Source organism: Hymenobacter fastidiosus, from assembly GCF_039539565.1.
Taxonomy (GTDB): Bacteria; Bacteroidota; Bacteroidia; order Cytophagales; family Hymenobacteraceae; genus Hymenobacter; species Hymenobacter fastidiosus.
The window spans coordinates 96,235-120,853 of sequence record NZ_BAABDJ010000015.1; the positions used below are offsets into that span (position 1 = coordinate 96,235).

A 24,619-nucleotide genomic window follows, 5' to 3' on the forward strand; every position below is an offset into this window, starting at 1 on the left:
TTCCGCTGCTGATTGCCGCTATAGCGGCGGGGAGCTGAGTGGCGGGTATCGTGCCAATGGCAGGATGATACCCGCCACTCCGGCAAGGGGTAGTAGCGGCAATACAGATGTTGCCTGCAATTATATTTGACCATGCGAATCTTAGCAATCTTTTTTTTATCGACCATTATTAGCAACCTTGCTAATTCACAAAATATTTACTCTGCTTTGCAATTAAATCAGGAAAGAGAATACAAAACCAAAAAGCCTAAAAAAATTGTTGAGACAAACACTTTCTATAACACAAGTGGCACCCAGGTTGACAAAAATGTAAAGACATTTGATGGAGCAGGAATGTTGTTAGTTGAAGAAAGGTATGATGAGATTGGAACTCTTAAAGCAAGGTTAACATATACAAACGATACAACAAACAGACTTAAACTGACAAGAACTTTCGAAAGATGGAATCAATTTGGCTTTTCAAAAGAAACCGCTTTTTACAATTATGACACCAATCATTTCTTGACAAGTACAACTGACAAAGATGCTAAAGGAAATATTCTTCGCCAATCAGACCTCGTTTGTAATGACAAAGGACATCCGATACAACTGTCTCTATTTGACGGCATTGGAAATTCATTCGGAAAAGAAATTGCGGAATACTCATATGATATTAATAAAGTGGTTAATTCTGTTGTTTCCAATGATGGTAGAATTCTTTCTTCTGACACAATTAAAATTAGTTTTAAAACAGCCAGTTTGTTTCCAAACGACAGGGAAACCTATAATACAAATGGCGACTTAGTTAATTGGACAAGTAAAAACTTCAAAAGAGAAGAAACCATTTATGAAGAGGAATACAGTTATGACAGCTTTGGCAATTGCATGGAAAGCAGAATTTACAAAGTGACAATAAAAAGAAACGGAAATAAAAAAAAGACATAGATAGGATTTTTAAAAAAGCCTTTACTTACTGACGACAAATAACTGCAGGCAACAAAGGTATTGCTGCAAGCAGGGCATGACGTTGTTATCTTCGGTTGCAGTTCGCTGTCAGCTTCAGTTTCAGCAGGACAAGCATCTTTGGGCTTTTGTTTGTTATCTTTTACTTTTATAACTTTATTCAGCAGCGGTTGGGGTCGGACACAGCAATGAATTCCCTGCCTGCAGCAATACCCGACCGTTAGCGGCAAGTGTAAACGACCACATTTCCGAATGACACATTAGACAAAATAAGGACGACAAAAATATTTTTAATTAAAAAAATGATACCGAGAATTCAAACATTAAACGAAAAGAAATTAGTCGGCAGACGACTAACAATGAGTTTTGCTGATTATAAAATTGGGGAGCTATGGCGGACTTTTTCTCCAAGACGAAAAGAAATTACCAACAACTTGACAAACGACCTAATTTCGTTGGTTGTTTACAAGCCCAATCATTTTGCCGACTTCAAAATGACTAACGAATTTGAAAGGTGGGCAACAGTTGAAGTTTCGACCTTTGACAATGTGCCGTCCGAAATGGAAACGTTTGATTTACAAGGCGGACTTTATGCGGTTTTTGACTATAAAGGTTTGAACACAGACAATTCAATTTTTCAATATATTTTAGGGACTTGGTTGCCATACTCAGACTACGTTTTAGACAACAGACCTCATTTTGAAGTTTTGGGCGACAAGTATAAAAACAACGACCCTATATCTGAAGAAGAAATTTGGATACCAATAAAAACGAAATGATAACACCAGCCGCTAACAGCACCTACCCAAAAGGCGGGGTTTCGTGCTTCGCAGACACATTTGTGCAAGCTGAAAGTTCAGTTCTCCGAATGGAGTTTAGTGTTAAAAATCCCGCCCTTCGGGTAGCTACAAACCGTTGTGCGTCAGCTTAAAAATTGAAAAGGTAAACTAAATAAAAATTGCAATGACAAATACAAAAGAAAACGTTGTTTGGATAACAGGTGCTTCGTCTGGTATTGGCAAAGCTATGGCCTTTGAGTGGGCAAGATTAGGGTATAAAGTGGTGCTTTCTGCTAGACGTAAAGAATTATTAGAGGATATTGCACTTGAAATTAAGAATTCGGGTGGAGAAACATTGGTAGTTCCAGTTGATATTATGGAAGAAAAATCAATAGAAAATGCTGTGCAAAGTATCATAACCACTTGGGGACGTTTAGATATTGCTGTGGCCAATGCTGGGTTTGGTGTTTTTGGGAGTATAGATAAGTTGACTGCAAAAGATTGGAACAGGCAATTACAAGGTAATGTCACCGGGTTAGCCTTGACGGTAAAATATGCCCTGCCACATTTGAAGCAAAACCAGGGTCGCATTGGTTTAGTGGGCAGTGTAGGAGCTTATCTTCCTAACCCTAATGTCGGAGCCTATGGTGCTTCAAAAGCTGCTGTACATTCAATTGGTCTGACATTGCAGGTTGAATTAAAGGGTACCGGTGTGAGTTGTACTACCATACATCCTGGATTTGTTGTGTCGGAGATTGCCAGAATTGATAATGAAGGCGTTTGGCATCCTGAACGTCCAGATCCACGTCCATCAAATTTAATGTGGCCAACGGATAAAGCTGCGAAAGTTATGGTGAAGGCCATAATAAAGCGAAGAAGAAATTATGTTTTCACAACCCACGGGAGAGTTTTTGTTTGGTTGCAGCGGTGGTTTCCCGGCTTGGTGAGAACGATTGTTTCAAAAGGTCCAAAACCAGAATAAAAAAAGACAGGTCGTAATCTGACTTTAACCAACGAAAAAGGAAATAGGAACGCACAACAGGCGGTTTGGCAATATGGCGGGGCGACGAATACATTCTCGGGTTTTGTTCAGTAATCAGCTTCAGTTCCAGTAGACGAATAACATTGAGCAAGGGTATAAGCAATGAACTTTTATTTATGAATTTAGCTTCGGTTACGGGCTGACGATTTTAAAATACCCACCAACGCAAAGCCCGAAACCGTTAGCGGAAAGTGTAATATACGGTACTCAATACTAAACGATGAAATACGTAAAATGAATTATAAAACCCTGAACTTGAAACCAAAAACTGTTTTCTTACTTGATGGGCTGGGCGCTGTTTTAACGGCTGTTATTTTGACGGAAGTTCTTAAGACTTTCAATGAATATTTTGGAATGCCTCGAAAGGCACTTACACTGCTTTCAATATTAGCATTGATTTTCGCTGTTTATTCATTTTCTTGTTTTGCGTTTTCAGGCACTGACTCCCCAAAGCTTTTAAAACCTATTATTGGGGCTAATTTAACTTACTGTGTTTTGACGTTGGGACTCGTGATATATTTTTATAATCAACTTACGGTTTTAGGTTTAACCTACTTTGTTGGAGAGATTTTACTAATATGCGGCCTTGTTTGCATTGAAATAAAAGCCTTAAAAGTCAGGAGTGTGTAAACTTGAAGCTGAGTGCTTCGAAACCTGCCCGAACGCAAGGGCCTGAACAAGTAGCCGCCAAACCCGGAACCGGCAATCTGCCGGCCCCACCACCGCGCCCCGCGGCCGCCGCAACCCGGCAGGAGCGGGGCGTGGGCAATTTTCACTCCCGGGCCGCAGTCGGGGTAGCCGACTGGAAATCAACGGAAACACCAAGGGCCGGCCACAACGACCGGCCCTGAGCCAAAAACCAAAAACAAACAACCAAAAACCAGAATCACCGAACCGAGGTAGCCGACTGGAAATTAACGGAAACACCAAGGGCCGGCCACAACGGCCGGCCCTGAGCCAAAAACCAAAAGCAAACAACCAAAAACCAGAATCACCGAACCGAGGTAGCCGACTGGAAATCAACGGAAACACCAAGGGCCGGCCACAACGACCGGCCCTGAGCCAAAAACCAAAAACAAACAACCAAAAACCAGAATCACCGAACCTGCCCGGCGGGCTGCTCTTCCATTGGCGTCAGGTTCACGGCTACCACCGACCGGATTTCGGGCACGGCTTTCTTCACCGATTCCTCCACGCCGGCCTTGAGCGTCATCGGCGACATGGGGCAGGTGCCGCAGGCGCCCAGCAGCTCCAGGTGCAGCACCATCTCGTCGGTGATGGCCAGCACCCGCACGTTGCCGCCATCGGCAGCCAGGTAGGGCCGGATGGAGTCCAGCGCCAGCTCGATGCGGGGCAGCAGCGGGTGATTTTCGACGGCAGGGAGAGTTGTCATAAATCGCAGATTAACGCTGGCTTTGCTGATTGCGCTGACCAGCGGACATCAGGTGGACCAAAAGAACCAGCCCGTAAAAGTAATCCTTTTGGCCGGTAAGGAAGCAACCAATCGGCCGGCCCCGAAGTTCGCCGGCAGCTTGGTCGCCCAGGCTGCTCAGCGAAATCAAACGAATCAGCAGTACTCAGCGATTCATTTCCACTACCTGGGTGCGGGGTGCTGCGGCATTGCGGATCGAAATCTGGCGGGCCACTTCCTCGGCCAGGTGTGCGAACACTTCCCCGGTAGGGGTGCCGGGCTGCAATACGGCCGGGGTACCCTGGTCGCCGTTTTCGCGGATGCTCTGCACCAGCGGAATCTGGCCCAGCAGCGGCACCTCGTGCTTATCGGCCAGGGCTTTTCCGCCCCCTTCACCGAAGATGAAGTACTTGTTGTCGGGTAGCTCGGCGGGCGTAAACCAGGCCATGTTCTCCACCACGCCCAGCACGGGCACGTTGATCTGGGGCTGGCGGAACATCTGCAGGCCTTTCTGCGCATCGGCCAACGCCACTTTCTGGGGCGTGGTCACGATGATGGCCCCCGTCACGGGCAGCGTCTGCACCAGGGTGAGGTGAATGTCGGAGGTGCCGGGCGGCATGTCGATGAGCAGATAGTCCAGGTCGCCCCACTCCACTTCGGTGATGAACTGCTTCAGCGCCGACGAGGCCATGGGTCCGCGCCACACGATGGCGCTATCCGACGGGGCCAGGAAGCCGATGCTCATCAGGCGCACGTCGAACTTGACGATGGGCTGAATCAGGTTTTTGCCCTCGGGAGTCTGAAATACGTGCGGCTTTTCGTTCTCCACGCCAAACATCAGCGGCATGCTGGGGCCGGAAATATCCGCGTCGATCAGCCCGACTTTGGCGCCGGTGCGGGCCAGGGCAATGGCCAGGTTGGCCGTGACGGTGCTTTTGCCCACGCCGCCCTTGCCCGAAGCCACGGCAATGATGTTCTTCACGCCGCTGAGCACGGCCGAATTGGCCGCCCGGGCCGTAGTCACGCGGGACGTGAGGTTCACCTTCACCTCCGCGTCCTTGTCGACCATGGTATGAATGGCGCGCACGCAGGCGTTGTGGATCAGCTCCTTGAGCGGGCAGGCGGGAGTGGTGAGGATAACGGAAAACGACACGGTTTTGCCGTCGATGTGCACGTCCTCAATCATGTTGAGCGTGACGAGGTCCTTGCCCAGGTCGGGCTCTTCCACGTAGCTCAGGGCCTTGAGAACGTCTTCTTTGGTAATGGCCATAGGATGGAAATCAAAGTGCAGAGAGCAAAGATAACCCGGAAATGCGGGCCAAGGTTAGATCCGGGGGCCGGCGGATCATTTAGCGCTAGCTCAGGCCGAACTGCGCCAGCAGCGCTTCCTTGTACTGCTTGCCGATGGGCAGCTTCTCGGGCAGATTATACAGCTCGGCCTCGTTGCCGCTGATGGCCCTGATGGCGTCCATGCGCACGATGTAGGATTTCTGGATGCGGGTAAACCGGGTTGCCGGCAGCTGATTTTCCACCCGGCTCATGCGCAGATAGGTGATGATGATGCGGTCCTGGAGGATGATTTTGATGTAGTCCTTCATGCCCTCGATGTAGTAGATTTCATCGAACAATACCCGCCGCAGGGAATGGCCTTCCTTCACGAACAGGAACTGCGGCTCGGCCGCTACCACGGCCGTCGGGCGACTGTTTATTACCGCCAGGGCCTTATTCACGGCCTTCAGGAAGCGCGGAAACGACACGGGCTTGACGATGTAATCCAATGCATCCAGCTCAAACCCTTCGAGCGCGTGGTTCGGCGAGGCCGTGACAAACACCACGTAGGGCGGATTGTGCAGGGAGCGGATAAACTCAATTCCGTTGACCTGGGGCATGTTGATATCCGAGAACAGCAGGTCGATGCGCTGCTGCTGCAACACTTCCAGGGCCTCAAATACGTGCTCACAGCTGGCTACCAGGTGCAGGTGGGGCAGCTGGGCAATGTAGCCCTGCAGTAGTTCGCGGGCAAAGGGCTCGTCGTCAATAATCAGGCAGTTGATCATGGGGTAGGGGTAAGAGCGGGCGCCGGAACAACCGGCGGGCGGGCGGGAGCCGCCAGGGGCGACAGGCGAAGAGTCAGGGAGACGCGGTAGGTATGAGCGGCCAGGTCGTGGGTGATGACCAGGTTATAGTCGGCGGGGGCGAAGTGCAGGGCCAGGCGCTGGCGGACGTTGGCGATGCCCACGCCGCCAAACTCGCGGCGGGGGGCGGCGGGGCTACAGCTGTTGCTGACTTCAAACCGGAGCTGCGCGTTCTGCACCTTCAGCGAGATAGTCACCCACGAAGCCTCCAGGCTGCTGTCGATGCCGTGCTTGAAGGCATTTTCCACGAACGGGAAAAACAGCAGGGGCGTGACCTGAAACTGGTCGATGGGGCCGGACTGCTGGTAGCCGATGCTCACCTTCTGACCGTAGCGCAGCCGCTCCAGCTCCAGATACGCCGCCAGAAAGCCGGTTTCCTGGCGTACCGGAACCTGCGCCGCATCCGACTCATACATGGTGTAGTGCATCAGGTGGGCAAGGTGCTGAACCATAGCGGGGGCGCGCTCGTCCTGCTTCACCACCATCGTGTAGATATTGTTCAGGGTGTTGAACAGAAAATGCGGGTTGACCTGGGCTTTCAGAAAGTTGATTTCCAGGTTCAGATTTTCCCGCTGCAGGCGCAGGCTGCGGTTGCTGCTGGTAAGCAAAAACAGCAGAAACCGCAGCAGAATGGGCTGCAGCGGGATGATGATAAAGTCGTTGAGGCCCATGCTGACGCCGTACCACGAGAAGACGCCAACCCACACCCCCTTATCCAGCGTGCGGTGGACGTAAGTGCCCCATTCGCCCAGGGCCGCGCCGGACTGCACCAGCGCGGCGTAGGTGGCGTGCGAAAGCAGGGCCCAGAAGTAGTAGATGGCCCCCAGCCCCAAGCCGCTCAGCAGCCACCGCCGCCGCACGATAAACCGGGGAAGCACGACGTGCGAGAAGAAATAGAACCCAACGACGGCGGCTACCAGGTCTTTGGCCATCAGGGCGAAGGTGATGGCCGGCAACGTCGGCTGCAGCAACGACAGCAGATATTCGAAGCCCATCAGCCCAGTCCACATCGTCAGGTGGAGCGCTACCCGCGCGCGGCCCGAGTAGGTCCGGGGGACGAAAGAGGGCGCTAAGGAAAGGGGCTTACCCATTGGGCACCAGTTGAATATGAAGCCGCACCCGTACGCTGGTTTCGTCCTCGGTCAGCTCAACCGTATGCCGCTCCGGATACTGGAGTTGCAGCCGCCGCCGCGCCGCCCGGATAGCGCCGTCGGTGCCGTAGCCGCTGGCCCCGGCGGCGGCGCAAACCCGCGCGAAAGTGGCCTGCACGGCGTACGGAGTTACCTCTATCGTGCTGGTGATAGTAGTGCCGGAGTCAGTTTCGGAACCGGCAAACAGCCGCTCCAGAAAGGGATAGAGCACCAGGGGTACGATATGCTGCGTCGTGACGGGGCCCGAGATGGTGTGGTGGATGGTGGTGGCGACCCGGCTGCGCAGGCGCTCCAGGGCCAGGTAATCGTCCAGAAACTCCAGCTCCCGGCTTAGCAGCACGGTTTCCGTTTCGGCCTCGTAGAGGGTGTAGCGCATCAGGTCGGCCAGGTGCAGCACCATGTCGCCCGCCCGCGGGTCGCGGTGGCGGGTAAAGTGGTGCAGCGTGCCGAGGGTATTGAACAGAAACCGGGGGTTGATCTGGGCTTTCAGGTAGCGCAGCTCCAAGTCGAGCTGATTGCGCTCCAGGGCCAGCCGCCGCCGGTCCACGACCTGGGCGTAGGCCAGAAAGCTCACGACCACGGGAAACACCATATTGGCCTGCATGTCCAGCGCCATCGTCAGCAGCCCCATACCACTGAATACTGCGCGCTGGAGCCCCGGCTGGTAAACGCTTTGGTAATAGCGGGCCAGCGCGGGCGTGACGGGCAGATACCGGTTGGCGAGCTGGTAGCCGTAGAAGTTGAACAAGCCGTAGGCGTACACGAGCAGCACGGCTCCGGCCAGGGCCAGCCAGAACCGCCCCCGCAACAGCCAGCGCGGGATAATCAGGTACACCAGCGCATTAAACAGGCCGATGGCAAATACCATCCGCAGCCCTACCAACGACCCGATCGGGCCGTCGAAGGAGTAGTTCGGACGGTTGTACCAGGCAAAGTAAAAACCGCACAGCAGCGCCCACAGCAGCAGCTGCAACAGCACGGCCGTGGTTCGGGCGCTCAGCGTATGCCAGCCAAGAGCGGAACCGGAAGGAGAGTCGGGCATGGAAAAAAGGAGGACAACTCGGGCTTTGGTGGGGTGGGGCCGACACTTGGTCGAATAATATTCCCGCCCTTAAAGCTCTGCAATTTCTTTGGGTCAGATTCTTCCTCAACCCAACTAATGGTTTTCCCATGGCTTGCTTCTCCCGTTTCTTATCGGCCCGCTCACGTCGCTTTCCGGCCGGCTGCCGCCTTCTCCCCCTGGCTTGCACAATACTGGGCAGCCTGCTCAGCCCCGCGGTGCAGGCCCAGGACAGTACGCTTACCCGGTTGGTGCAGAAAAATCAATATGCCCTCACCCAAAGCAACGGGCAGTTTGCCGGCACTGGCTGGGAGAAACTGCAGCTCGATGTTCAGAAAAGCCAGCTCGTACTGGTCGGCGAAGATCATGGTATGGCGCAGATACCCGGCTTCACCACGGCCCTGGCCCGGGTGCTGCAGCCGGCGCTGTACGTAGCCGAGATTGACAAGTATCAGGCCCGGGACCTGAACCGGTTGGCGGCCCAGCCCGGTCTGCCGTCCACCTTCGAGAAGCAACACCCCATGGCGCTGTCGTTCTACAGCTGGGCCGAAGAGTTTGAGCTGGCCCGTTCCCTGCTGGCCCAGAACGTGTCCATCGTGGGCATCGAGCAGGTGGGGTCGGCTACTCCCGGCCGCTTTTTCGGGCTGCTGGCCGGGCAGGTGAAGAGCCCGCCCGCCCGGGCCTACCTGCGCCAGCGCGCGGTGGTCTACCAGGCCCGCGACCGGGCCGGCATGGTAACGGGCCAGTACGATACCAGCACGATGATTGCCTTGCAGCAGTCGGGGGTCGACAGCCTGCGGGCCTTCACGCGCCAGGAAAGCCCGGCCGTCCGGCAGATGGTGGAGGATTTCGTGGCCAGCTGGCAGATCTTTCAGCTCAACAAAGCCGGTAAGCCCGGGGCCCACCGCACCCGCATCAACCTGATGAAGCGCAACCTGCTCACCGAGCTGCAGGCCTACCAGTCGGTGGGCCAGCCCCTGCCCAAAATGCTCTTTAAATTCGGGGCCTACCACCTGGGGCGGGGCCGCAGCATCTGGGGCGATATGTACGACGTCGGCAACCTGGCCATGAGCCTGGCCGATAGCCACGACCAGAAGTCGCTGCATATCTTCATCATGGGCAAGCAGGGGACCAAAGTAGGGGGAGCCAACCCGGATGATTTCACCAGGAACGTGACCTCGTATTCCAGCGCCGACGAGGCGATGGTCAAGCCCTTCATGGCCCAGACCAAACCCGGCTCCGCCTGGCAGGTTTTCGACCTGCGCCCCCTGCGCCGGGCCCTGCTCAGCGAGCAGCTCACGGTGGCCAGTCAGGCGCTGGAAGCCACCATCCTGGGCTACGACTACGTGGTGATTATCCCGGAAACCACGGCCAGCCATAATTATTAGCCCGCATATTCTTATATCAGGTTTATTGCTCGTGGCCGATATGCTGCCCACCGGACAGCCGCCTTTTGCGGTGGACGATCCGGTGGGCAGCACCAGGGTGAGGTTCCGGGGTAGTGGGTGTTGCGGGAGGAAAAAGAGTGTTTTCCGGGCGGCATATCGTCGTACCTTCGTAGACCTGTCCGCTCTCCACCTGTTGCCCTCAGTACCCTTGGCCCGCATCCCGAAAGAAACCATCGACCAGATTATTCACCTCGCCGACATTGTGGAGGTAGTGGGTGATTTCGTCAGCCTGAAGAAGAAGGGCCAGAATATGTGGGCCTGCTGCCCGTTTCACCACGAGAAGTCGCCCTCGTTTTCGGTGGCCCCGGCCAAGGGGCTCTACAAGTGCTTCGGCTGCGGCAAGGCCGGCGGCGTGGTGCAGTTTATCATGGACATCGAGGGCAGCAGCTACGTGGAGGCCCTGAAGTACCTGGCCAAGAAGTACGGCATCGAAATCCAGGAAGAGGAAAAGACGCCCGAGCAGCAGCTGGCCCAGAATGAAAAGGACTCCCAGTTTATCGTCTCCAACTGGGCCAAGGACCACTACCACAAGCTGCTGCTCGAAACCGAGGAGGGGCAGAGCATCGGCCTGAGCTACCTGCGCCAGCGCGGCCTCAACCAGCATACCATCCAGACCTTCGAGCTGGGCTACTCACTCGACCTCTGGGACGACCTGCTGAAAGCCGGCCAGAAGGAAGGCTTCCAGGCCAAGTACCTCGAAAAAACCGGCCTTACCGTCATCCGCGAGGACGAGCAGGGCAAGGACTCCGGCCGCCGCTACGACCGGTTCCGGGGCCGGGTGATGTTCCCGATTCACAACGTGTCGGGCCGGGTTATCGGCTTCGGGGCCCGCACGCTCAAGGCCAACGACAAGACGGCCAAGTACCTCAACTCGCCCGAGTCGGAGATTTACCACAAGTCGGATGTGCTCTACGGGCTGTTTCAGGCCCGGCAGGCCATCCGCTCGGAGGAAGTCTGCTACCTCGTCGAAGGCTACCTCGACGTGCTCAGCCTCTATCAGGGCGGCATCAAGAACGTAGTGGCCTCGTCGGGAACCTCGCTCACCGAAAGCCAGATCCGGCTGATCGGCCGCTATTCGGAGAACGTGACGGTGCTCTACGACGGCGACGCGGCCGGCATCCGGGCCTCGCTGCGGGGCATCGACATGCTGCTCGAAGGCGGGCTGAACGTGCGCGTGGTGCTGTTTCCCGACGGCGACGACCCCGACAGCTACATCCGCAAAGTCGGCGACCAGCGCTTTAAGGAGCACCTGGACAGCGCCAGCCAGGACTTCATCAGCTTCAAAACCGCCGTGGTGGCCAAGGAAGCCGCCCAGGACCCGGTGAAAAAGGCCGAAGCCATCCGCGACGTGCTCCAGAGCATTGCCAAAGTGCCCGACCCCATCAAGCGCCAGGTGTTTCTGCAGCAGACCTCCGGGGCCTTCGGCATCGACGAGCAGGTGCTGATTACGGAGTACAACAAGCTGGTGAAGAACGTGGGGCAGAAATACGGCTCCTCGTCCGCCGGCGCCGGTGCGGCCGGCGGCCGGCCCGCGGCCGCGGCCGGTTCCAGCCCGCGCGTGCCCGCGCCGTCGATGAGCCCGGAGGAAGAAGCGGAAATGGCCATGTACGGCGGCTCGCCCGATGATTTCGCTCCGGCGGGTACCAGCACCAAGCCGGCGCACGACGACATGGAGCCGGTACCGGATCTGGTGCAGGTCTGCGAGCGGGAAATCGTGCGCCTCATGGTGCTCTACGCCGCCCAGCCCCTCAGCGAGGAAATAGCCGTGGCCCAGTACATCTTCGGGCAGCTGGAAGACACGCCCCTGCGCACCCCGATTTATGCCGACCTGCTGCACCTGTGCCGCCAGGAGCTGGAGCAGGGTCGCTGGCCCGACGTGCGCCACTTCATCCAGCACAGCCGCGCCGATATCCGCGCCACCGTCAGCGACCTGGCCACCGAAAAGTACGACCTGAGTCCGAACTGGACCACCCACCAGATCTACGTGCCCCGGGAGCTGGACCAGCTCCAGCAGGCCTGCGACAATGCCATTCTGCGCCTCAACAAAGTGAATGTGCAGCGTGAGCTAAGCGTGCAGCTCGACGCCCTGCGCCACCCCATGGACGAGCTGACCATGCTCGAAACCCTGGGCACCATCAAGCTGCTCAAGGACATGGACAACCGCCTGGGCGACCTGCTCGGCACCGTTATCCCGCGCGGAGCCATGTAGGTGGTGATATGGTGAGAACTCAGAATGCGGTACCTCTGCACGTCAGCTTCTAACGTAAATTTCAGGTTGGTGTACCCGGCCGTTCAACGAGACGCCTCACCCCCTGACCCCCTCCGCCGCTTGATGCGCGGAATGAAAAGAAGAGGAGGGAACACCGGACACGCTTCTGACGTTTGGCTCCCCCTCTCCTTTTTCGGAGAGGGGGCCGGGGGGTGAGGCATCTCGTTGAACGACTATATACACCATCCCGAAATCTGCTCTAAAATCTCCACTCACCATTCATGCCCTCTACTACCAACAACCTGCTGATCCTGTGGAAGCGGGCCAACCTGAGCCGGTTTGTGCTGGCGCTGGTGCTGGCCGGCGTCAGTTTCGGCGTGGGCATCGTCGGCTTCATGAGCATTGAGGACTACGGCCTGCTCGACGCGGTATACATGACCATGATTACCGTGTCCACGGTCGGGTTCGGGGAGGTGCATCCGTTGTCGCCGGCGGGCCGGCTGTTTGTTTCTATCTACATCTTCTTCAATTTGCTCGTCATTGCCTACCTCGTGTCGGTGCTGACAACCTATATCTTCGACGGCGAGCTGCGTACCGTATTCAAAATGTTTAAATCTGACCACGAAATCCGCGGCTACTCCGACCATGTGATTGTCTGCGGCTTTGGCCGCAACGGCAGCAAAGCCTACCACGAGCTGCGGGCCAACGGTGCCCGGGTGGTGGTGGTGGAGCAGAACCAGGACCTGCTGCGGGAGGAGGCCGAGGAAGGGGGCGGGGCTATTCCCGTGGTCTTCGGCGACGCCACTACCGACGAAGCGCTGCGCGCCGCCGGGGTGGAGCGGGCCCGGGCCCTGATTACGGCCCTGCCCAAGGATGCCGACAACGTGTTCGTGGCCCTCACGGCCCGGGAGCTGAACCCCAACATCAAGATTATTGCCCGTGCCAGCCTCAAAACCAGCGAGAGTAAGCTGCTGCGCGCCGGGGCCGATTCGGTGGTGATGCCCGACGAAATCGGGGGCTCCCACATGGCCAACCTGATTATGCGGCCCGAGGTAATCCGGTTTCTGGAAATGATCAGCGGTCTGGGGCCCAACAAGCTGCGCCTGGAGGAAATGAGCTACCACGACCTGGGCCGCGAGTGGCAGGGCATGAGCATCCGCGAGCTGGATATCCGCTCCCGCACCGGGGCCACCGTCATCGGCCTCAAGCAGAGCACCGGCGAATTCCTGATCAGCCCCAGCGCCGACACCCGGCCCGGCGTCGACGATATCCTGTTGGTGCTCGGTACGGATGAGCAGGTGAATGCGCTGGTGGCGCAGTTCAAGCGGCTGAATTCGCAGTCCCGGCGCCTGTAGCTCCCAACGCCCGTCCGGGGAGGGGCGGGCAATGGTTGTCGCGTGGGGGGGTAAAATGACCGGAATTTGACAAACTTGGCTCGTCAGCAGTGAAAAGCCTTTCTGCGTAGCTTTGCCAGCCTTCCATTTCCCGTCCCGTTCCGTGCGCATTCTCCAGGTCTGTTCCCGCGTGCCCTTCCCCCCCCACGATGGGGGCGCTATTGCTATGTACGACGTAGCGGCCGGGCTGGCCCGGCAGGGCCACGCCGTAACGGTGCTGGCCATCAACACGCCCAAGCACTTCCAGGCGGCCGACGTGCTGGCGCACCTGCCGGGGGTGCGCCTCGTCACGGTGCCCGTCGATACCCGCCTGTCGCCGGTGAAGGCGCTGAAAAACCTGCTGGTGGGCACCATGCCCTACAATGTGGAGCGCTTCGTCAGTCCGGCCGTAGCGGATCGGCTGACCGGGCTGCTGCGCGACGAGCAATTCGATGTGGTGCAGATGGAAGGTACTTTCGTGGCCTGGTACGTGGATGTGGTGAGGCGCGTGGCGCCCACGGTGCCGGTGGTGCTGCGGGCCCATAACCTGGAATATACCATCTGGCAGATGCTGGCCGCCCGGGAGCTGAACCCGCTAAAGCGCTTCTATCTGGCGCATCTGGCTAAGGGACTGAAGAAATTTGAGGAACATTACCTCGGCCGGTTCGACGCCGTGGCTGCCATTACCGAGCCCGACCAGCGCCGGCTGCGGGCCCTGGGCTGCCCTGAGCCCGTGGTGTTCGTGCCCGCCGGCGTCGACATGAGCCGGTTCCGGCCGGATGCCGCCCGCCAGGCCAGGCCCCGCACCCTGTTTATGATTGGCTCCCTCAACTGGCTGCCCAATCTGGAAGGCCTCGACTGGTTTCTGCGGGAAGTATGGCCGGCGGTGCACGGGAAAATGCCCGATCTGGAGCTGCACCTGGCCGGCAAGGATACGCCCGCCCGTATTCAGCAGCTGGGGTTGAAAAACGTGTTCGTGCACGGCTTCGTGGAGTCGGCGGCGGCGTTTATGCAGCAGTACGAGCTGATGCTGGTGCCGCTGCTGTCGGGGGGCGGCATGCGCATCAAAATCATCGAGGGCATGGCCCTGGGCAAGTGCGTGATCAGCACGGGGCTGGGCTCGGAGGGCATCTTCGTGCGCAACGGCCACGACATCATTCTCTGCGACGAGCCCTCGGAATGGGTGAGCCGGATTGAAAGCTACTACCGCGGCGGACTGGGCCACGCGGCCATCGGGCAGGAAGCGGCCCGCACCATTGCCCGCCTCTACGACAACCGGCGGGTGGTGGAAAGCTTCCTCGATCTGTACCGCATCGTGAGCCGCCGGGTGCAAAGCGCGTAAGTTTGCCCCCCATGAAGCTGCTCGTTCTGTTGTCCCGGTTTCCGTACCCCCTCGATAAAGGCGACAAGCTGCGGGCTTACCATCAGCTGCGCTACCTGGCCCGGCACCACGAAATCTGCCTGCTGGCCCTCACCGATGAGCCCGTTACCGCGGAGGCGGAAGCCGCCGTGCGGCCCCTGTGCCGGGGTGGGCTGCACGTGCACCCGCTGCGCAAGCCCGGTATTGCCGCCAACATGACCCGGGCCCTGGCCACCGGCCGGCCCTTTCAGGTGGGCTATTTCTACGATGCCGCCGCCCAGCGCCGCCTCGACGCGCTGCTGCTGGAGTTTCAGCCCCGGCACGTGTACTGCCAGCTGATCCGGATGGCCGAGTACCTGCGTCCCCACGCCGGCCGCTACCCCATGACGCTCGACTACATGGACGTATTTTCGGCCGGCATGACCCGGCGCGCCGCGCAGGCCCCGGTCTGGCAGCGCCCGGTGTTGGCGCTCGAAGCGCGCCGCCTGCTGGCCTACGAGGCCCGGGCCTTCGACTGGTTTGCGCACCACACCATCATTTCCGACCAGGACCGCCAGCTTATCGGCCACCCCCGGCGCCAGCAGATTCACGTGGTGCTCAACGGCATCGACACCGATTTTTTTCAGCCCGTGGCCCAACCCACAGAATACGATATCGTGTTCTGTGGCAATATGAGCTACCACCCCAACGTGGATGCGGCCCTGTTTCTGGCCACCGAGATTCTGCCCCTGGTGCAGCAAACCCACCCCGAAGCCCGTCTGCTGATTGCCGGCACCACGCCCGCTGCCCGGGTGCTGGCCCTGGCTTCGGCGCACGTTACCGTCAGCGGCTGGCTGCCCGATATCCGCGATGCCTACGCTTCGGCCCGCGTGTTTGTAGCGCCCATGCGGGTGGGCACCGGGTTGCAGAACAAGCTGCTCGAAGCCATGGCCATGCGCCTGCCCTGCGTGACAACGACCCTGGCCAACAACGCCCTGCGCGGGGTGCCCGGCGAGGACCTGCTGGTGGGCAACACGGCCGCCGAGCTGGCCGGGCACATCGCGGGGCTGCTGGCAGCAGCCCCGCTGGCGGCCGGTCTGGCGGAAAGAGGGCAGCAGTTCGTGCGCCGTCACTACAACTGGGCGGCGGCTACGCGGCAGCTGGAAGTGCTGTTCGAAGGGTAACCAAGCGTGGTGGTGCCACGACTTTTTTAGTCGTGGTACCACTATCGTTGCACGACCGTCCGGCATCAGCAACGATAGTGGTACCACGACTTTGAGTCGTGGCACCACCACGGCCGCCGCCCCCCACGGCGCAAAGCCCGCCGATACCCCGTAACTTCGGGCCGCCGTAGCCGGTTGTATCGCCGGGGCGCCCGTAAAAATCTGCTCCCAACTCCCATGCTTGATTCCATTGAAGACGCCATTGCCGACATCCGGGCCGGCAAAGTAGTAATTGTAGTAGACGACGAGGACCGCGAAAACGAGGGCGACTTTATCTGCGCCGCCCGCTGCGCCACGCCCGAGGTTATCAATTTCATGGCCACCCACGGGCGCGGCCTGGTGTGCGCGCCCATCACCGAGGCCCGCTGCGAAGAGCTGGGGCTGGAGCTGATGGTGGGCCGCAACACGGCCCTGCACGCCACGCCTTTCACCGTGAGCATCGACCTGCTGAAGAACGGCGTGACCACCGGCATTTCGGCCTCCGACCGGAGCAAGACCATTCTGGCCCTTATCGACCCCAGCACCAAACCCGAGGATATGGGTAAGCCGGGCCATATTTTTCCCCTCAAAGCCCGCAAAGAAGGCGTGCTGCGCCGCGCCGGCCACACCGAGGCGGCCGTAGACCTGGCCCGCCTGGCCGGATTTGAGCCCGCCGGGGTGCTGGTCGAAATCCTGAAGGAAGACGGCGAAATGGCCCGCCTGCCCGATCTGGAGCTGGTGGCCAAGCGCTGGGACCTGAAGCTGATTTCGGTTCAGGACCTGATCCGGTACCGCCTGCGGAAGGAAAGCCTGATTACCCGCGACATCGCGGTGCAGATGCCCACCGAGCACGGCGACTTCGAGCTGGTGGCCTTCACCCAGAACTCCACGGGGGCCCAGCACCTGGCGCTGGTGAAAGGCGACATCAGCGGCGACGAGCCGGTATTGGTGCGCGTACACAGCTCCTGCGTGACGGGTGACATCTTCGGCTCCTGCCGCTGCGACTGCGGCTCCCAGCTCCACCAGGCCATGCAGCAGATTGAGCGCGAAGGCCGCGGCGTGGTGGTTTACATGAACCAGGAAGGCCGCGGTATCGGTCTGCTCAACAAGCTGCGGGCCTACAAGCTCCAGGAAAACGGCCGCGACACCGTGGAAGCCAACCTCGAGCTGGGCTTCGGCATGGATGAGCGCGACTACGGCGTGGGGGCGCAGATTCTGCGCGACCTGGGCGTCAGCAAGATGCGTCTGCTCACCAACAACCCCCGCAAGCGCACCGGTCTGGTGGGCTACGGCCTGGAAATCGTGGACACGATGCCCATTGAAATTGCGCCCAACCAGCACAACGAGTCTTACCTCACCACCAAGCGCGACAAGCTGGGCCACACCATCCTGACTAAGGACCGCACCGCCCACGCCGACCCCGACGCGGCCGTACCGGTAGGGTAGAAAATTGGTTTTTTGCTCTTTGCCGACGCCCTACACCGGACAGTGTAGGGCGTTTTGATTGACTACTGCGCCGTCGCAGGGCTACCGCCCGTATACAGGATTTCACAACGTGCTGATTTTTCGTTTATGCTGCTGCCCCAGATTATCCTGTTCAACAGGCGGCGCCAACGGTCCGCGGTGGCCCCGCCGCCGGGGCCGCCGTCAATCGAGCCCATTCGGAACGCTTTGGAGGGCTTAAAGAACGTGGCGCTCATTGGGACCGGTATTCTGAGCGCGGGCATGGGTCTGAAGGGCTTTTTGCTATCGAGTCACTTCATTGACGGAGGCGCGACGGGCGTTTCCATGCTGCTGGCGGCGGAGCTGAAATTTCCCTTGTCCTGGGGGATTCTGCTCATAAATCTGCCGTTTCTGCTGCTGGGCTACCGGCAGATGGGGCTGCGCTTCGCGCTGAAAAGCGCGGCGGCCATTGCCGGTCTGGCCCTGTGCCTGGCCGTCGTGCCTTACCCCGATGTAACGCCCGACCTGTTGATTACGGCCGTATTCGGGGGCGTATTTATCGGGGCCGGCATTGGGCTGGCCATGCGCGGCGGGGTCGTGCTCGATGGCACCGAGATAGTGGCCCTGCTCATCAGCAAGCGCAGCTCTTTGCTCAAAGTCAGTGATGTGGTTTTGTTGCTCAATATGGTTATTTTCGGGGTGGCGGCTTTCGTGCTGGGCGTCACGGAGGCCCTGTATTCCATCCTCACTTACGTGGCGGCGTCCAAAACCCTGGACTTTATTCTCACCGGCATCGAGCAGTACACCGGAGTAACCATCATTTCCAAACGTAGCGAAGATATCCGCCACGTTATCACGCGGTGGCTGGGCGGGGGCGTCACTATGTATAAGGGCGAGAGTGGCTACGGCAAGCCCGGTGAGCAGGAGGAAATCAACATCGTGTTTACCGTCGTTACGCGTTTGGAGCTGCCCCGGCTGCGCGAGGAGGTGAAACGCCTCGACCCCCACGCGTTCATCGTGCAGCACCGCGTAGACGACGCGGTGGGCGGGATGCTCAAAAAGCGGCCGCTTCACTAGCGGCGGGGATAGACGGCGCTGGGCTGGCCCCGACGGCGGGGCATAACCGATAGTAACGGCCGGGGCTTGTTTTTGGGCAGTCAATCCGCTATTTACGCTCATGTTCCGCGCCCTGTGGTCCGACTCGATTACCCTGCACCTCATCAATGAGGACAATCTGCCGCAGATCTGCGACCTGTTCCAGGGCTTCCCCGATTCCAGGCCGATGCGGGAGGCGCTGTTCCGCAACTACCGGCCCCGCTACGCAAACGGCCGGCGTACCAACGTCGGCTTCTACGCGCTGCTGAATAGTACGCTGGCCGGGATGCCGCTGCTGACGGTGGACTGCTGGGAGGAGAAGGCGGGCTCCACCGGGGCCGACATTTTTCGGCACCCGCGCGGCCGGGGCATCACGCCCCGCCGCAAACCCTACCTGTTTTACCTGGCCTTCGGGGTGCTGGGGCTGAACCGGGTGGCCCCCGGCTGCCTGCCCGTATGCTGACTTCCAGCTTCTAACTCCTGACTCCTCAAACAGGGTTTCAGTGATGCCCCGCGCAACAGCGGTGCATATCTCTACGCCATTCTCCGCCGCGACGGGCTTGCGCGGTATGATGCGGCGCAGGTCACGGTGCTGTCCTAGCCGGTCAGGCGGCGCGTGCGGGTCTGGCCTTTCGTAGCAGTTTTGGCAGTCAGCGAATAGCCTCCGCCAGCCCCGCCGGTGCCGGCTGAACCCGGGACGGCTCGCCCGGGTTAGCGTAGGAGCAGAAGGGCGGGGCCAGGAGCCCGAAAAACCACGGTCTGACCGTGGCTCAAGTCTTTTATTCGGCTATCTTTCCCCGGCTATGAAAACGCATCATTTTCCCTTCCTTTCCCTGCTGGCCGGATTGCTGATGCTGCCCGGCGCGGCGCGGGCGCAACGGAATACCTACGTGCAGCAGTTTGCCGGGAGTACGGTGCTGCTGGCCAACGGCGACACGCTGCAGGGCCCGCTGGCGCTGCACCACGCCCAGGATGTAGTCCTGATCACCCTGCCCGACAACTCGGTGAGTACGCTCTCGGCCGTGGCGGTGCAGAGCTTTGCCGTGAAAGGCGAAAAAGCCCAGCGCCGCAGCTCCTTCAATGATTTCTACGACGCCCGCCAGGGCTATTACTACGGTAACCCCTATTACAATGATATAGCCCCCCGGCAGCGCCGCGAGCGGGTCGACACCAGCCTGGTGCGGGTATACCGGACCTACCGCTGGAACCACGACAACGACTACAGCGACTTCAAGTCACCGGGCTTTTTCGAGCAGCTCAGCCGGGGCCCGCAGGTGCTGCTCCGCCGCGAAATTCAGGTGGAGCGGTCGGTAAACAATGCGCCGGGAGCCTACGGTTACGGGGCCGGCTACGGCGGTATTCCGCGCTACGCGGGCACCTACACCGAAATTCAGGACAAGTTTTACCTCGGCACGCCCAATGGTACCGTGGTGCCGCTGCGAAATCCCAGGAAAGACGTGCTGGCCGTGTTCCGTTCCCAGGCCAGGCAGCTGGAGCAATATGCCCGGGAGAACAAGCTCAGCTTCACCGAGCCCCGCGACCTGGCCTTCATCGTGAACTACGCCAACTACCTGCAAAAACCAAAGCCGGCCGAGGTAGTCGGCGATTAAACCAGCCGTTGTGCCCGGCACATTTCGGCTGTTGCAACAGCTACCAGAGGGAGGCCGCGCCGCGTCGGATGGCCCCGGGAGCGGGCAATTACAGGTCCCGGTTACGGAGCAGCAGGTAGCTTAATCCCCAGAACAGGGCCGCGTAGGCCAGGGCCAGCGGCAGGGCCTGAACCGGCAGCAGCGCTCCGGACGGACCCGTTACGGTGTCGAGTAGTTCCTGGCCGGGCGTGGGCGTGAGGCTGGCGAAGACCTTGGTGGGAAAGTACCGGTCAATGTCGTCGGGAATCAGCAGCCGTACCACGGGTTCCACCACCCAGCCATACAGCATGAAGGCCAGAATGGCCGGTCCGCTTTTACGCAGCAGGAATGCCAATAAGGCCGCCAGCGCCAGGTAGCCCATGGCCTGCGCTCCGTACAGGGCCACGGCCCCCAGCTGCTGGGCGGCCTGCCCGGCCGAAGCGGGGGAGCGGGTCAGCCCGTAGAACAGCCCTACGCCCAGCACGACCAGCATCCCGAAGGCCGCCAGTAGGCCCGCTACGGCCAGCTTGCCCTGCACCAGCCCCGCTACCGAGCGGCCATCAATCACCTGCTGGCGGAAGGTGCGGAACTGAAACTCGTCGGTGATGAGGATGATGAGCAGAATGCCCAGCAGCAGGTTGAAGTAGCTGGCTACGTACACCAGCCGGCTCCACAGCTCGGGAAACGCATACAGGGTATTGCCCACCGGCTGCCCGTTTATCACTACCCCGCTGCCCACCGACACGAAAAGGGCCAGCAACGCCACGTACAAAGCCAGAATAATCCAGACCGTCCGGTAGGGGAGAATCTTACGAAGCTCAGCTTTCATTTCAATTAAAAATTAAGAATTACGACTTAAAAATTGGGAACGTCAATCAAGCGTGAAGCACTGGGACTTGTGCCCATTCCTGATTTTTACTTCTCAGTTTTTAATTATTTCCAGGAACTGGGCTTCGAGGGTGCGGTGGCGCAGCTCCAGCCCGGCCAGGATTACCCCCTGGGCGAAGAGGGCGCGGTTCAGGTCGGCGGGACTGTGGCCGGCCGCCAGCACGGCGCTGAAAGTACCAGCGGCTTCGGTTTTCACGTCGCTCACCCACGGCAGCTGGCTCAGGGCCTGGGCCAGGGCCACCGGCGGCAGGTCCGGGGCCACGCGCACCGCGACGCGGTCGGTGGCGGCCAGAATGCTGCGCACGGCGCCGGCGGTCCGCAGCTCGCCGCGCTGGAGGACGGCCACGTGGGTGCACACCTTCTCAACTTCATCGAGCAGGTGGCTGGCAATGATGATGGTTTTGCCCTCGGCGGCCAGCCGCTGAATCAGCTCCCGCACTTCGGCAATGCCCTGGGGGTCGAGGCCGTTGGTGGGTTCGTCGAGCACCAGCACTTCGGGGTTGCCCAGCAGGGTGGAGGCCAGCGCCAGGCGCTGCTTCATGCCCAGCGAAAAGCCCCGGAAGGCGTCGTGCTGGCGGGCGCTGAGGCCGGCCAGCTCCAGGGCGGTATCCACCGTGGCATGGTCGGCGCGCTTCACGTCGGCGGCCAGCAGCAGATTCTGCCGGGCCGAGAGGTAGGGAAAGAAGTTTGGGGTTTCGAGCAGCGCGCCCACGCGCCGCTTGCTGGCCGAAGACAGGGGCTGCCCGAACCAGCGCACGGTGCCGCCGCTGGCCTGCAGCACGCCCAGCGCCAGACCCAGGGTGGTAGTTTTGCCGCTGCCGTTGGGGCCCAGCAGCCCGTACACGCTGCCGGCCTCAATCCGGAGCGTGAGCCCGCGCAGGGCCGGGGTGCCGCCGTAGCTTTTGGAAAGATTATCGAGTTCGAGCAGAGCCATAGTTCGGAAAAGCACAGCGGAAAGCAGTGCCGCAAGTATACGCTATTCCAGCGGCAGCCGCCCCCCCAGCCAGCGGGCCACGGGGTAGCGCAGGTGCGACTTTTCGTAGTACGGCGACTGGCGGTACACCCAATCCAGCTGAGCCGCGCCGCTTTTGGCGAATACCGGGTTTTGCGCCGTCAGGCGTTCCAGGCGGGTTCGCAGGGCCGGGTCGCGGCGCAGCAGCTCGGTGGCAATATCCTCGAATACGTAGTCGGAGAAGTACTCCTTTTGCTGCAGGATGCTGTCGAAAAAGCCCCAGGCGAAAAACGAGTCGGTGGCCTGGGGCTCCAGGGCTTCCACCAGGTAGCGGGCCGCGGGCTGGCTGAGGTAGGCCACGAAGTCGCCCTTGCGGAAGGGCCGGGGCTGCTGCTCGGTACGCAGGTCTACTGCCGTGTGCACGTAGTGGCCTTCGTAGGGGCGGGGCCCGGTTTTGTAGTCGGCGATGTAGTAGGTTTCGGCCGTCAGCACGGTGTCCTGGGCCAGGCGCTGGAGCTGCACGCCCGCGAGGCGCAAGCGGTCCAGCACTTCGCCCCAGGCCTGCGGAATCAGGTAGGCGACCGGCCGGGTCACGCTCACCGCGGGCCGGAAGGTGTTGTAGTAGTTGATGGTGCGGACGTAGGGCTTGGTGCGGTCGTAGTACAGGCGGGGCTGGCCGCTCACGCCGCTGGGCTTCAGGGTGCCCTCATAGCCCCGGAAGCTGATTTTTTCGGCGCGGGTGGTGTCCAGCCGCCAGGCCAGGGGAAAAGTGGTCTGGGTTTGCAGCTGCTCGGCGGCGGCGGCGCGGGCTTCGGCCAGCGCCCCGGCCTGGGCGTGCACGGTGCGCACCATCAGATCCAGAAAATCGTACTGGGCTTGCACCCGGGGCGCGTAGGCCTTGAGCATGTGGGTTTCGGTGATGAAGCCCAGGGTGTTGAACAGCGTGGTGTAGCCGGTGGCGTAGCGCGGCGTTTCCAGAAAGCCCACCAGGCCGCGGGCATCGGGGGTGCGGCCCTCAAAATCCACGTAGGGCGTCATCACCGTCTTGCGCCGGGCCATGCCGCCGTAGAGCGCGGGCAGCAGGCTGCGCTGCATATACTGGCTCAGGGCCGGGGGCAGCTTATCCTTCTGGGTGGCAATCAGCGTCATGGTGTACTGATAGTCGGCCCCGTCGGACGTATGGGTATCCACGAACACGTCGGGCTGCCAGCGGCTGAACAGCCGGGCAAAGCTGCGGGCGTTGCGCGAGTCCTGCTTGAGGTAGTCGCGGTTCAGGTCGAGGTTGCGGGCGTTGCCCCGAAAGCCGTACTCGGCCGGGCCGTTCTGATTGGCCCGGCTGGTGGAGTTACGGCTGAGCATGCCGTCCACGTTGTAGACCGGAACAACGACCAGCGTCACGTTTTCCAGCTGGCGGCGCAGCGCCTTCTTTTGCACGTAGTCGCGCACTAGGGCCATGCAGGCGTCAATGCCTTCGGGCTCGCCGGGGTGAATGCCGTTCTGAATAAACACCACCCGGCGGTTTTTGCCCCGCACCGATGCCGGCTCCGCGTCCCCGTCCAGCGACACCACTACTTCGTGCAGAGGCTGGCCGCAATCAGTCGGCCCGGCCTCGCGCATGGTTATTTCGGGGTAGGCCGCGTCGAGCCGCTGGTAGTAGGCCAGGCACTCGGCGTAGGTGGCGGTAGTGTTGCCGGTGCCCTTTTCGAAAGGCGTGCGCCAGTCGTCCCGGGGCGCGGGCGCGGCCAGCAGCAGGGCCGTAAGCAGGAATGAAAGCATTCTTTACTTCTGAATTCTTACTTCTGAATTATCGGGGGCAAGCGGTACCAGCAACGCAGGCCTGAACTATCAATTCAGAATTCATAATTCAGAATTCCCTTAGAGCGTGTGGATACTTAGCTAAAAGGGCCTTTGCAGCCATCGAAACAGTCATGCTGAGCTTGTCGAAGCATCTCTACCGAACGTTTTGCCGCAAAAAAGCGGTAGAGATGCTTCGACAAGCTCAGCATGACCGCCTTTTTCGTTAAGTGTCCACACGCTCTAGTACAGCCGGCGGCGCGGCGGAAACAGAATCTGGTCGAGGCTCAGGCGGCCGGGGCCGATGAGGATCAGGCTCAGAAACAGGATACCCGATTCCAGGGCGTGGGAGTAGCCATTGAACCCGTTGCCCTTGGTCAGGTCCATGATGGTGGCCATGATCATGGTGGTGAGCAGCAGCCCGCAGGTAAGGCGGAAAAACAGCCCCAGCGCCAGCAGCTGGCCTCCTACTGCTTCGGCCGCGGCGGCCATAAAGCCCCAGAAAGTGGGAGCGAAGTCGAGGCCGACCAGCTTCATGGTGCCGCCCAGCGGCGTCCATTGCTCCGGCCCGCCCATCAGCTTGGGGTAGCCGTGCACGGTGAACATCACGCCAATACCGATGCGCAACAGCAGTAGGCCGAGGTCGTGGGTGCGGTACCGGTTTTCAAACAGGGTCATAAAAAAGAAGCCGGCTGAACGCTTAGAGGAGATAAATCCGGGTATAGTAA

General features: G+C 59.6%; 22 protein-coding genes. 13 read left to right on the forward strand and 9 right to left on the reverse strand.

Annotation, left to right across the window (positions count from 1 at the left end):
• The first annotated feature begins 132 nt into the window (after positions 1 to 132).
• The 4 genes from ABD833_RS09380 to ABD833_RS09395 all read left to right on the forward strand — a co-directional run bounded on the left by ABD833_RS09380 (position 133) and on the right by ABD833_RS09395 (position 3,393).
• Positions 133 to 924 (forward strand): hypothetical protein, encoded by a 792-nt coding sequence (locus ABD833_RS09380; RefSeq protein ID WP_345072555.1) that lies wholly within the window; start codon positions 133 to 135, stop codon positions 922 to 924.
• Positions 925 to 1,244: 320 nt separating this feature from the next.
• A complete protein-coding gene (locus ABD833_RS09385) occupies positions 1,245 to 1,721 on the forward strand; it encodes a GyrI-like domain-containing protein (protein WP_345072556.1) in 477 nt (158 codons plus the stop codon).
• Positions 1,722 to 1,905: 184 nt separating this feature from the next.
• The gene (locus ABD833_RS09390; RefSeq protein WP_345072557.1) at positions 1,906 to 2,703 is read left to right on the forward strand and encodes an SDR family NAD(P)-dependent oxidoreductase; all 798 of its coding nucleotides are present in this window, start codon (positions 1,906 to 1,908) and stop codon (positions 2,701 to 2,703) included.
• 294 nt (positions 2,704 to 2,997) lie between these two features.
• Positions 2,998 to 3,393, forward strand: a complete 396-nt coding sequence (locus ABD833_RS09395; protein WP_345072558.1) for a hypothetical protein — start codon at positions 2,998 to 3,000, stop codon at positions 3,391 to 3,393.
• Positions 3,394 to 3,859: 466 nt separating this feature from the next.
• Here ABD833_RS09395 and ABD833_RS09400 read toward each other — a convergent pair whose 3' ends face one another.
• From ABD833_RS09400 to ABD833_RS09420, 5 genes are all read right to left on the reverse strand, one after another.
• A complete protein-coding gene (locus tag ABD833_RS09400) occupies positions 3,860 to 4,156 on the reverse strand; it encodes a NifU family protein (RefSeq protein WP_345072559.1) in 297 nt (98 codons plus the stop codon).
• A gap of 184 nt (positions 4,157 to 4,340) precedes the next feature.
• Positions 4,341 to 5,444 (reverse strand): Mrp/NBP35 family ATP-binding protein, encoded by a 1,104-nt coding sequence (locus ABD833_RS09405; RefSeq protein WP_345072561.1) that lies wholly within the window; start codon positions 5,442 to 5,444, stop codon positions 4,341 to 4,343.
• A gap of 85 nt (positions 5,445 to 5,529) precedes the next feature.
• On the reverse strand, positions 5,530 to 6,231 hold the full coding sequence (locus tag ABD833_RS09410) for a LytR/AlgR family response regulator transcription factor (RefSeq protein WP_345072563.1): 702 nt from the start codon (positions 6,229 to 6,231) through the stop codon (positions 5,530 to 5,532).
• A complete protein-coding gene (locus tag ABD833_RS09415) occupies positions 6,228 to 7,400 on the reverse strand; it encodes a sensor histidine kinase (protein ID WP_345072565.1) in 1,173 nt (390 codons plus the stop codon). Before ABD833_RS09415 ends, ABD833_RS09410 begins: the two co-directional genes overlap by 4 nt.
• Positions 7,393 to 8,502 carry a sensor histidine kinase gene (locus tag ABD833_RS09420; protein ID WP_345072567.1) on the reverse strand — a complete coding sequence of 370 codons (1,110 nt, stop codon included), beginning with the start codon at positions 8,500 to 8,502 and terminating at the stop codon, positions 7,393 to 7,395. Before ABD833_RS09420 ends, ABD833_RS09415 begins: the two co-directional genes overlap by 8 nt.
• Positions 8,503 to 8,630: 128 nt before the next feature.
• Here ABD833_RS09420 and ABD833_RS09425 point away from each other — a divergent pair, with 128 nt between their 5' ends.
• From ABD833_RS09425 to ABD833_RS09465, 9 genes are all read left to right on the forward strand, one after another.
• Positions 8,631 to 9,908 carry a hypothetical protein gene (locus ABD833_RS09425; RefSeq protein ID WP_345072568.1) on the forward strand — a complete coding sequence of 426 codons (1,278 nt, stop codon included), beginning with the start codon at positions 8,631 to 8,633 and terminating at the stop codon, positions 9,906 to 9,908.
• Between the two features lie 208 nt (positions 9,909 to 10,116).
• Positions 10,117 to 12,177: a DNA primase gene (gene dnaG, locus ABD833_RS09430; RefSeq protein WP_345072569.1), complete on the forward strand. Its 2,061-nt coding sequence runs from the start codon at positions 10,117 to 10,119 to the stop codon at positions 12,175 to 12,177.
• A gap of 281 nt (positions 12,178 to 12,458) precedes the next feature.
• Positions 12,459 to 13,532 (forward strand): potassium channel family protein, encoded by a 1,074-nt coding sequence (locus ABD833_RS09435; protein ID WP_345072570.1) that lies wholly within the window; start codon positions 12,459 to 12,461, stop codon positions 13,530 to 13,532.
• Between the two features lie 142 nt (positions 13,533 to 13,674).
• Positions 13,675 to 14,892, forward strand: coding sequence for a glycosyltransferase family 4 protein (locus ABD833_RS09440; protein WP_345072571.1), 1,218 nt, complete (start codon positions 13,675 to 13,677; stop codon positions 14,890 to 14,892).
• 11 nt (positions 14,893 to 14,903) lie between these two features.
• Positions 14,904 to 16,073: a glycosyltransferase gene (locus ABD833_RS09445; protein ID WP_345072572.1), complete on the forward strand. Its 1,170-nt coding sequence runs from the start codon at positions 14,904 to 14,906 to the stop codon at positions 16,071 to 16,073.
• Positions 16,074 to 16,289: 216 nt separating this feature from the next.
• A complete protein-coding gene (locus tag ABD833_RS09450) occupies positions 16,290 to 17,537 on the forward strand; it encodes a bifunctional 3,4-dihydroxy-2-butanone-4-phosphate synthase/GTP cyclohydrolase II (RefSeq protein WP_345072573.1) in 1,248 nt (415 codons plus the stop codon).
• A 225-nt stretch (positions 17,538 to 17,762) separates the two neighbouring features.
• Complete coding sequence (locus ABD833_RS09455) at positions 17,763 to 18,611, forward strand: YitT family protein (protein ID WP_345072575.1); 849 nt, start codon at positions 17,763 to 17,765, stop codon at positions 18,609 to 18,611.
• 100 nt (positions 18,612 to 18,711) lie between these two features.
• Positions 18,712 to 19,092 (forward strand): hypothetical protein, encoded by a 381-nt coding sequence (locus ABD833_RS09460; RefSeq protein ID WP_345072576.1) that lies wholly within the window; start codon positions 18,712 to 18,714, stop codon positions 19,090 to 19,092.
• Positions 19,093 to 19,432: 340 nt separating this feature from the next.
• The gene (locus ABD833_RS09465) at positions 19,433 to 20,239 is read left to right on the forward strand and encodes a hypothetical protein (RefSeq protein WP_345072577.1); all 807 of its coding nucleotides are present in this window, start codon (positions 19,433 to 19,435) and stop codon (positions 20,237 to 20,239) included.
• Between the two features lie 88 nt (positions 20,240 to 20,327).
• Here the strand turns inward: ABD833_RS09465 and ABD833_RS09470 are convergent, their stop codons facing one another.
• The 4 genes from ABD833_RS09470 to ABD833_RS09485 form a co-directional block, all read right to left on the reverse strand.
• Positions 20,328 to 21,086 (reverse strand): ABC transporter permease, encoded by a 759-nt coding sequence (locus ABD833_RS09470; RefSeq protein ID WP_345072578.1) that lies wholly within the window; start codon positions 21,084 to 21,086, stop codon positions 20,328 to 20,330.
• 93 nt (positions 21,087 to 21,179) lie between these two features.
• The gene (locus ABD833_RS09475; protein ID WP_345072579.1) at positions 21,180 to 22,079 is read right to left on the reverse strand and encodes an ABC transporter ATP-binding protein; all 900 of its coding nucleotides are present in this window, start codon (positions 22,077 to 22,079) and stop codon (positions 21,180 to 21,182) included.
• A gap of 42 nt (positions 22,080 to 22,121) precedes the next feature.
• Positions 22,122 to 23,873, reverse strand: coding sequence for a M14 family zinc carboxypeptidase (locus ABD833_RS09480; RefSeq protein ID WP_345072580.1), 1,752 nt, complete (start codon positions 23,871 to 23,873; stop codon positions 22,122 to 22,124).
• Positions 23,874 to 24,134: 261 nt separating this feature from the next.
• Positions 24,135 to 24,569: a DoxX family protein gene (locus ABD833_RS09485; protein ID WP_345072581.1), complete on the reverse strand. Its 435-nt coding sequence runs from the start codon at positions 24,567 to 24,569 to the stop codon at positions 24,135 to 24,137.
• Positions 24,570 to 24,619 lie beyond the last annotated feature (50 nt).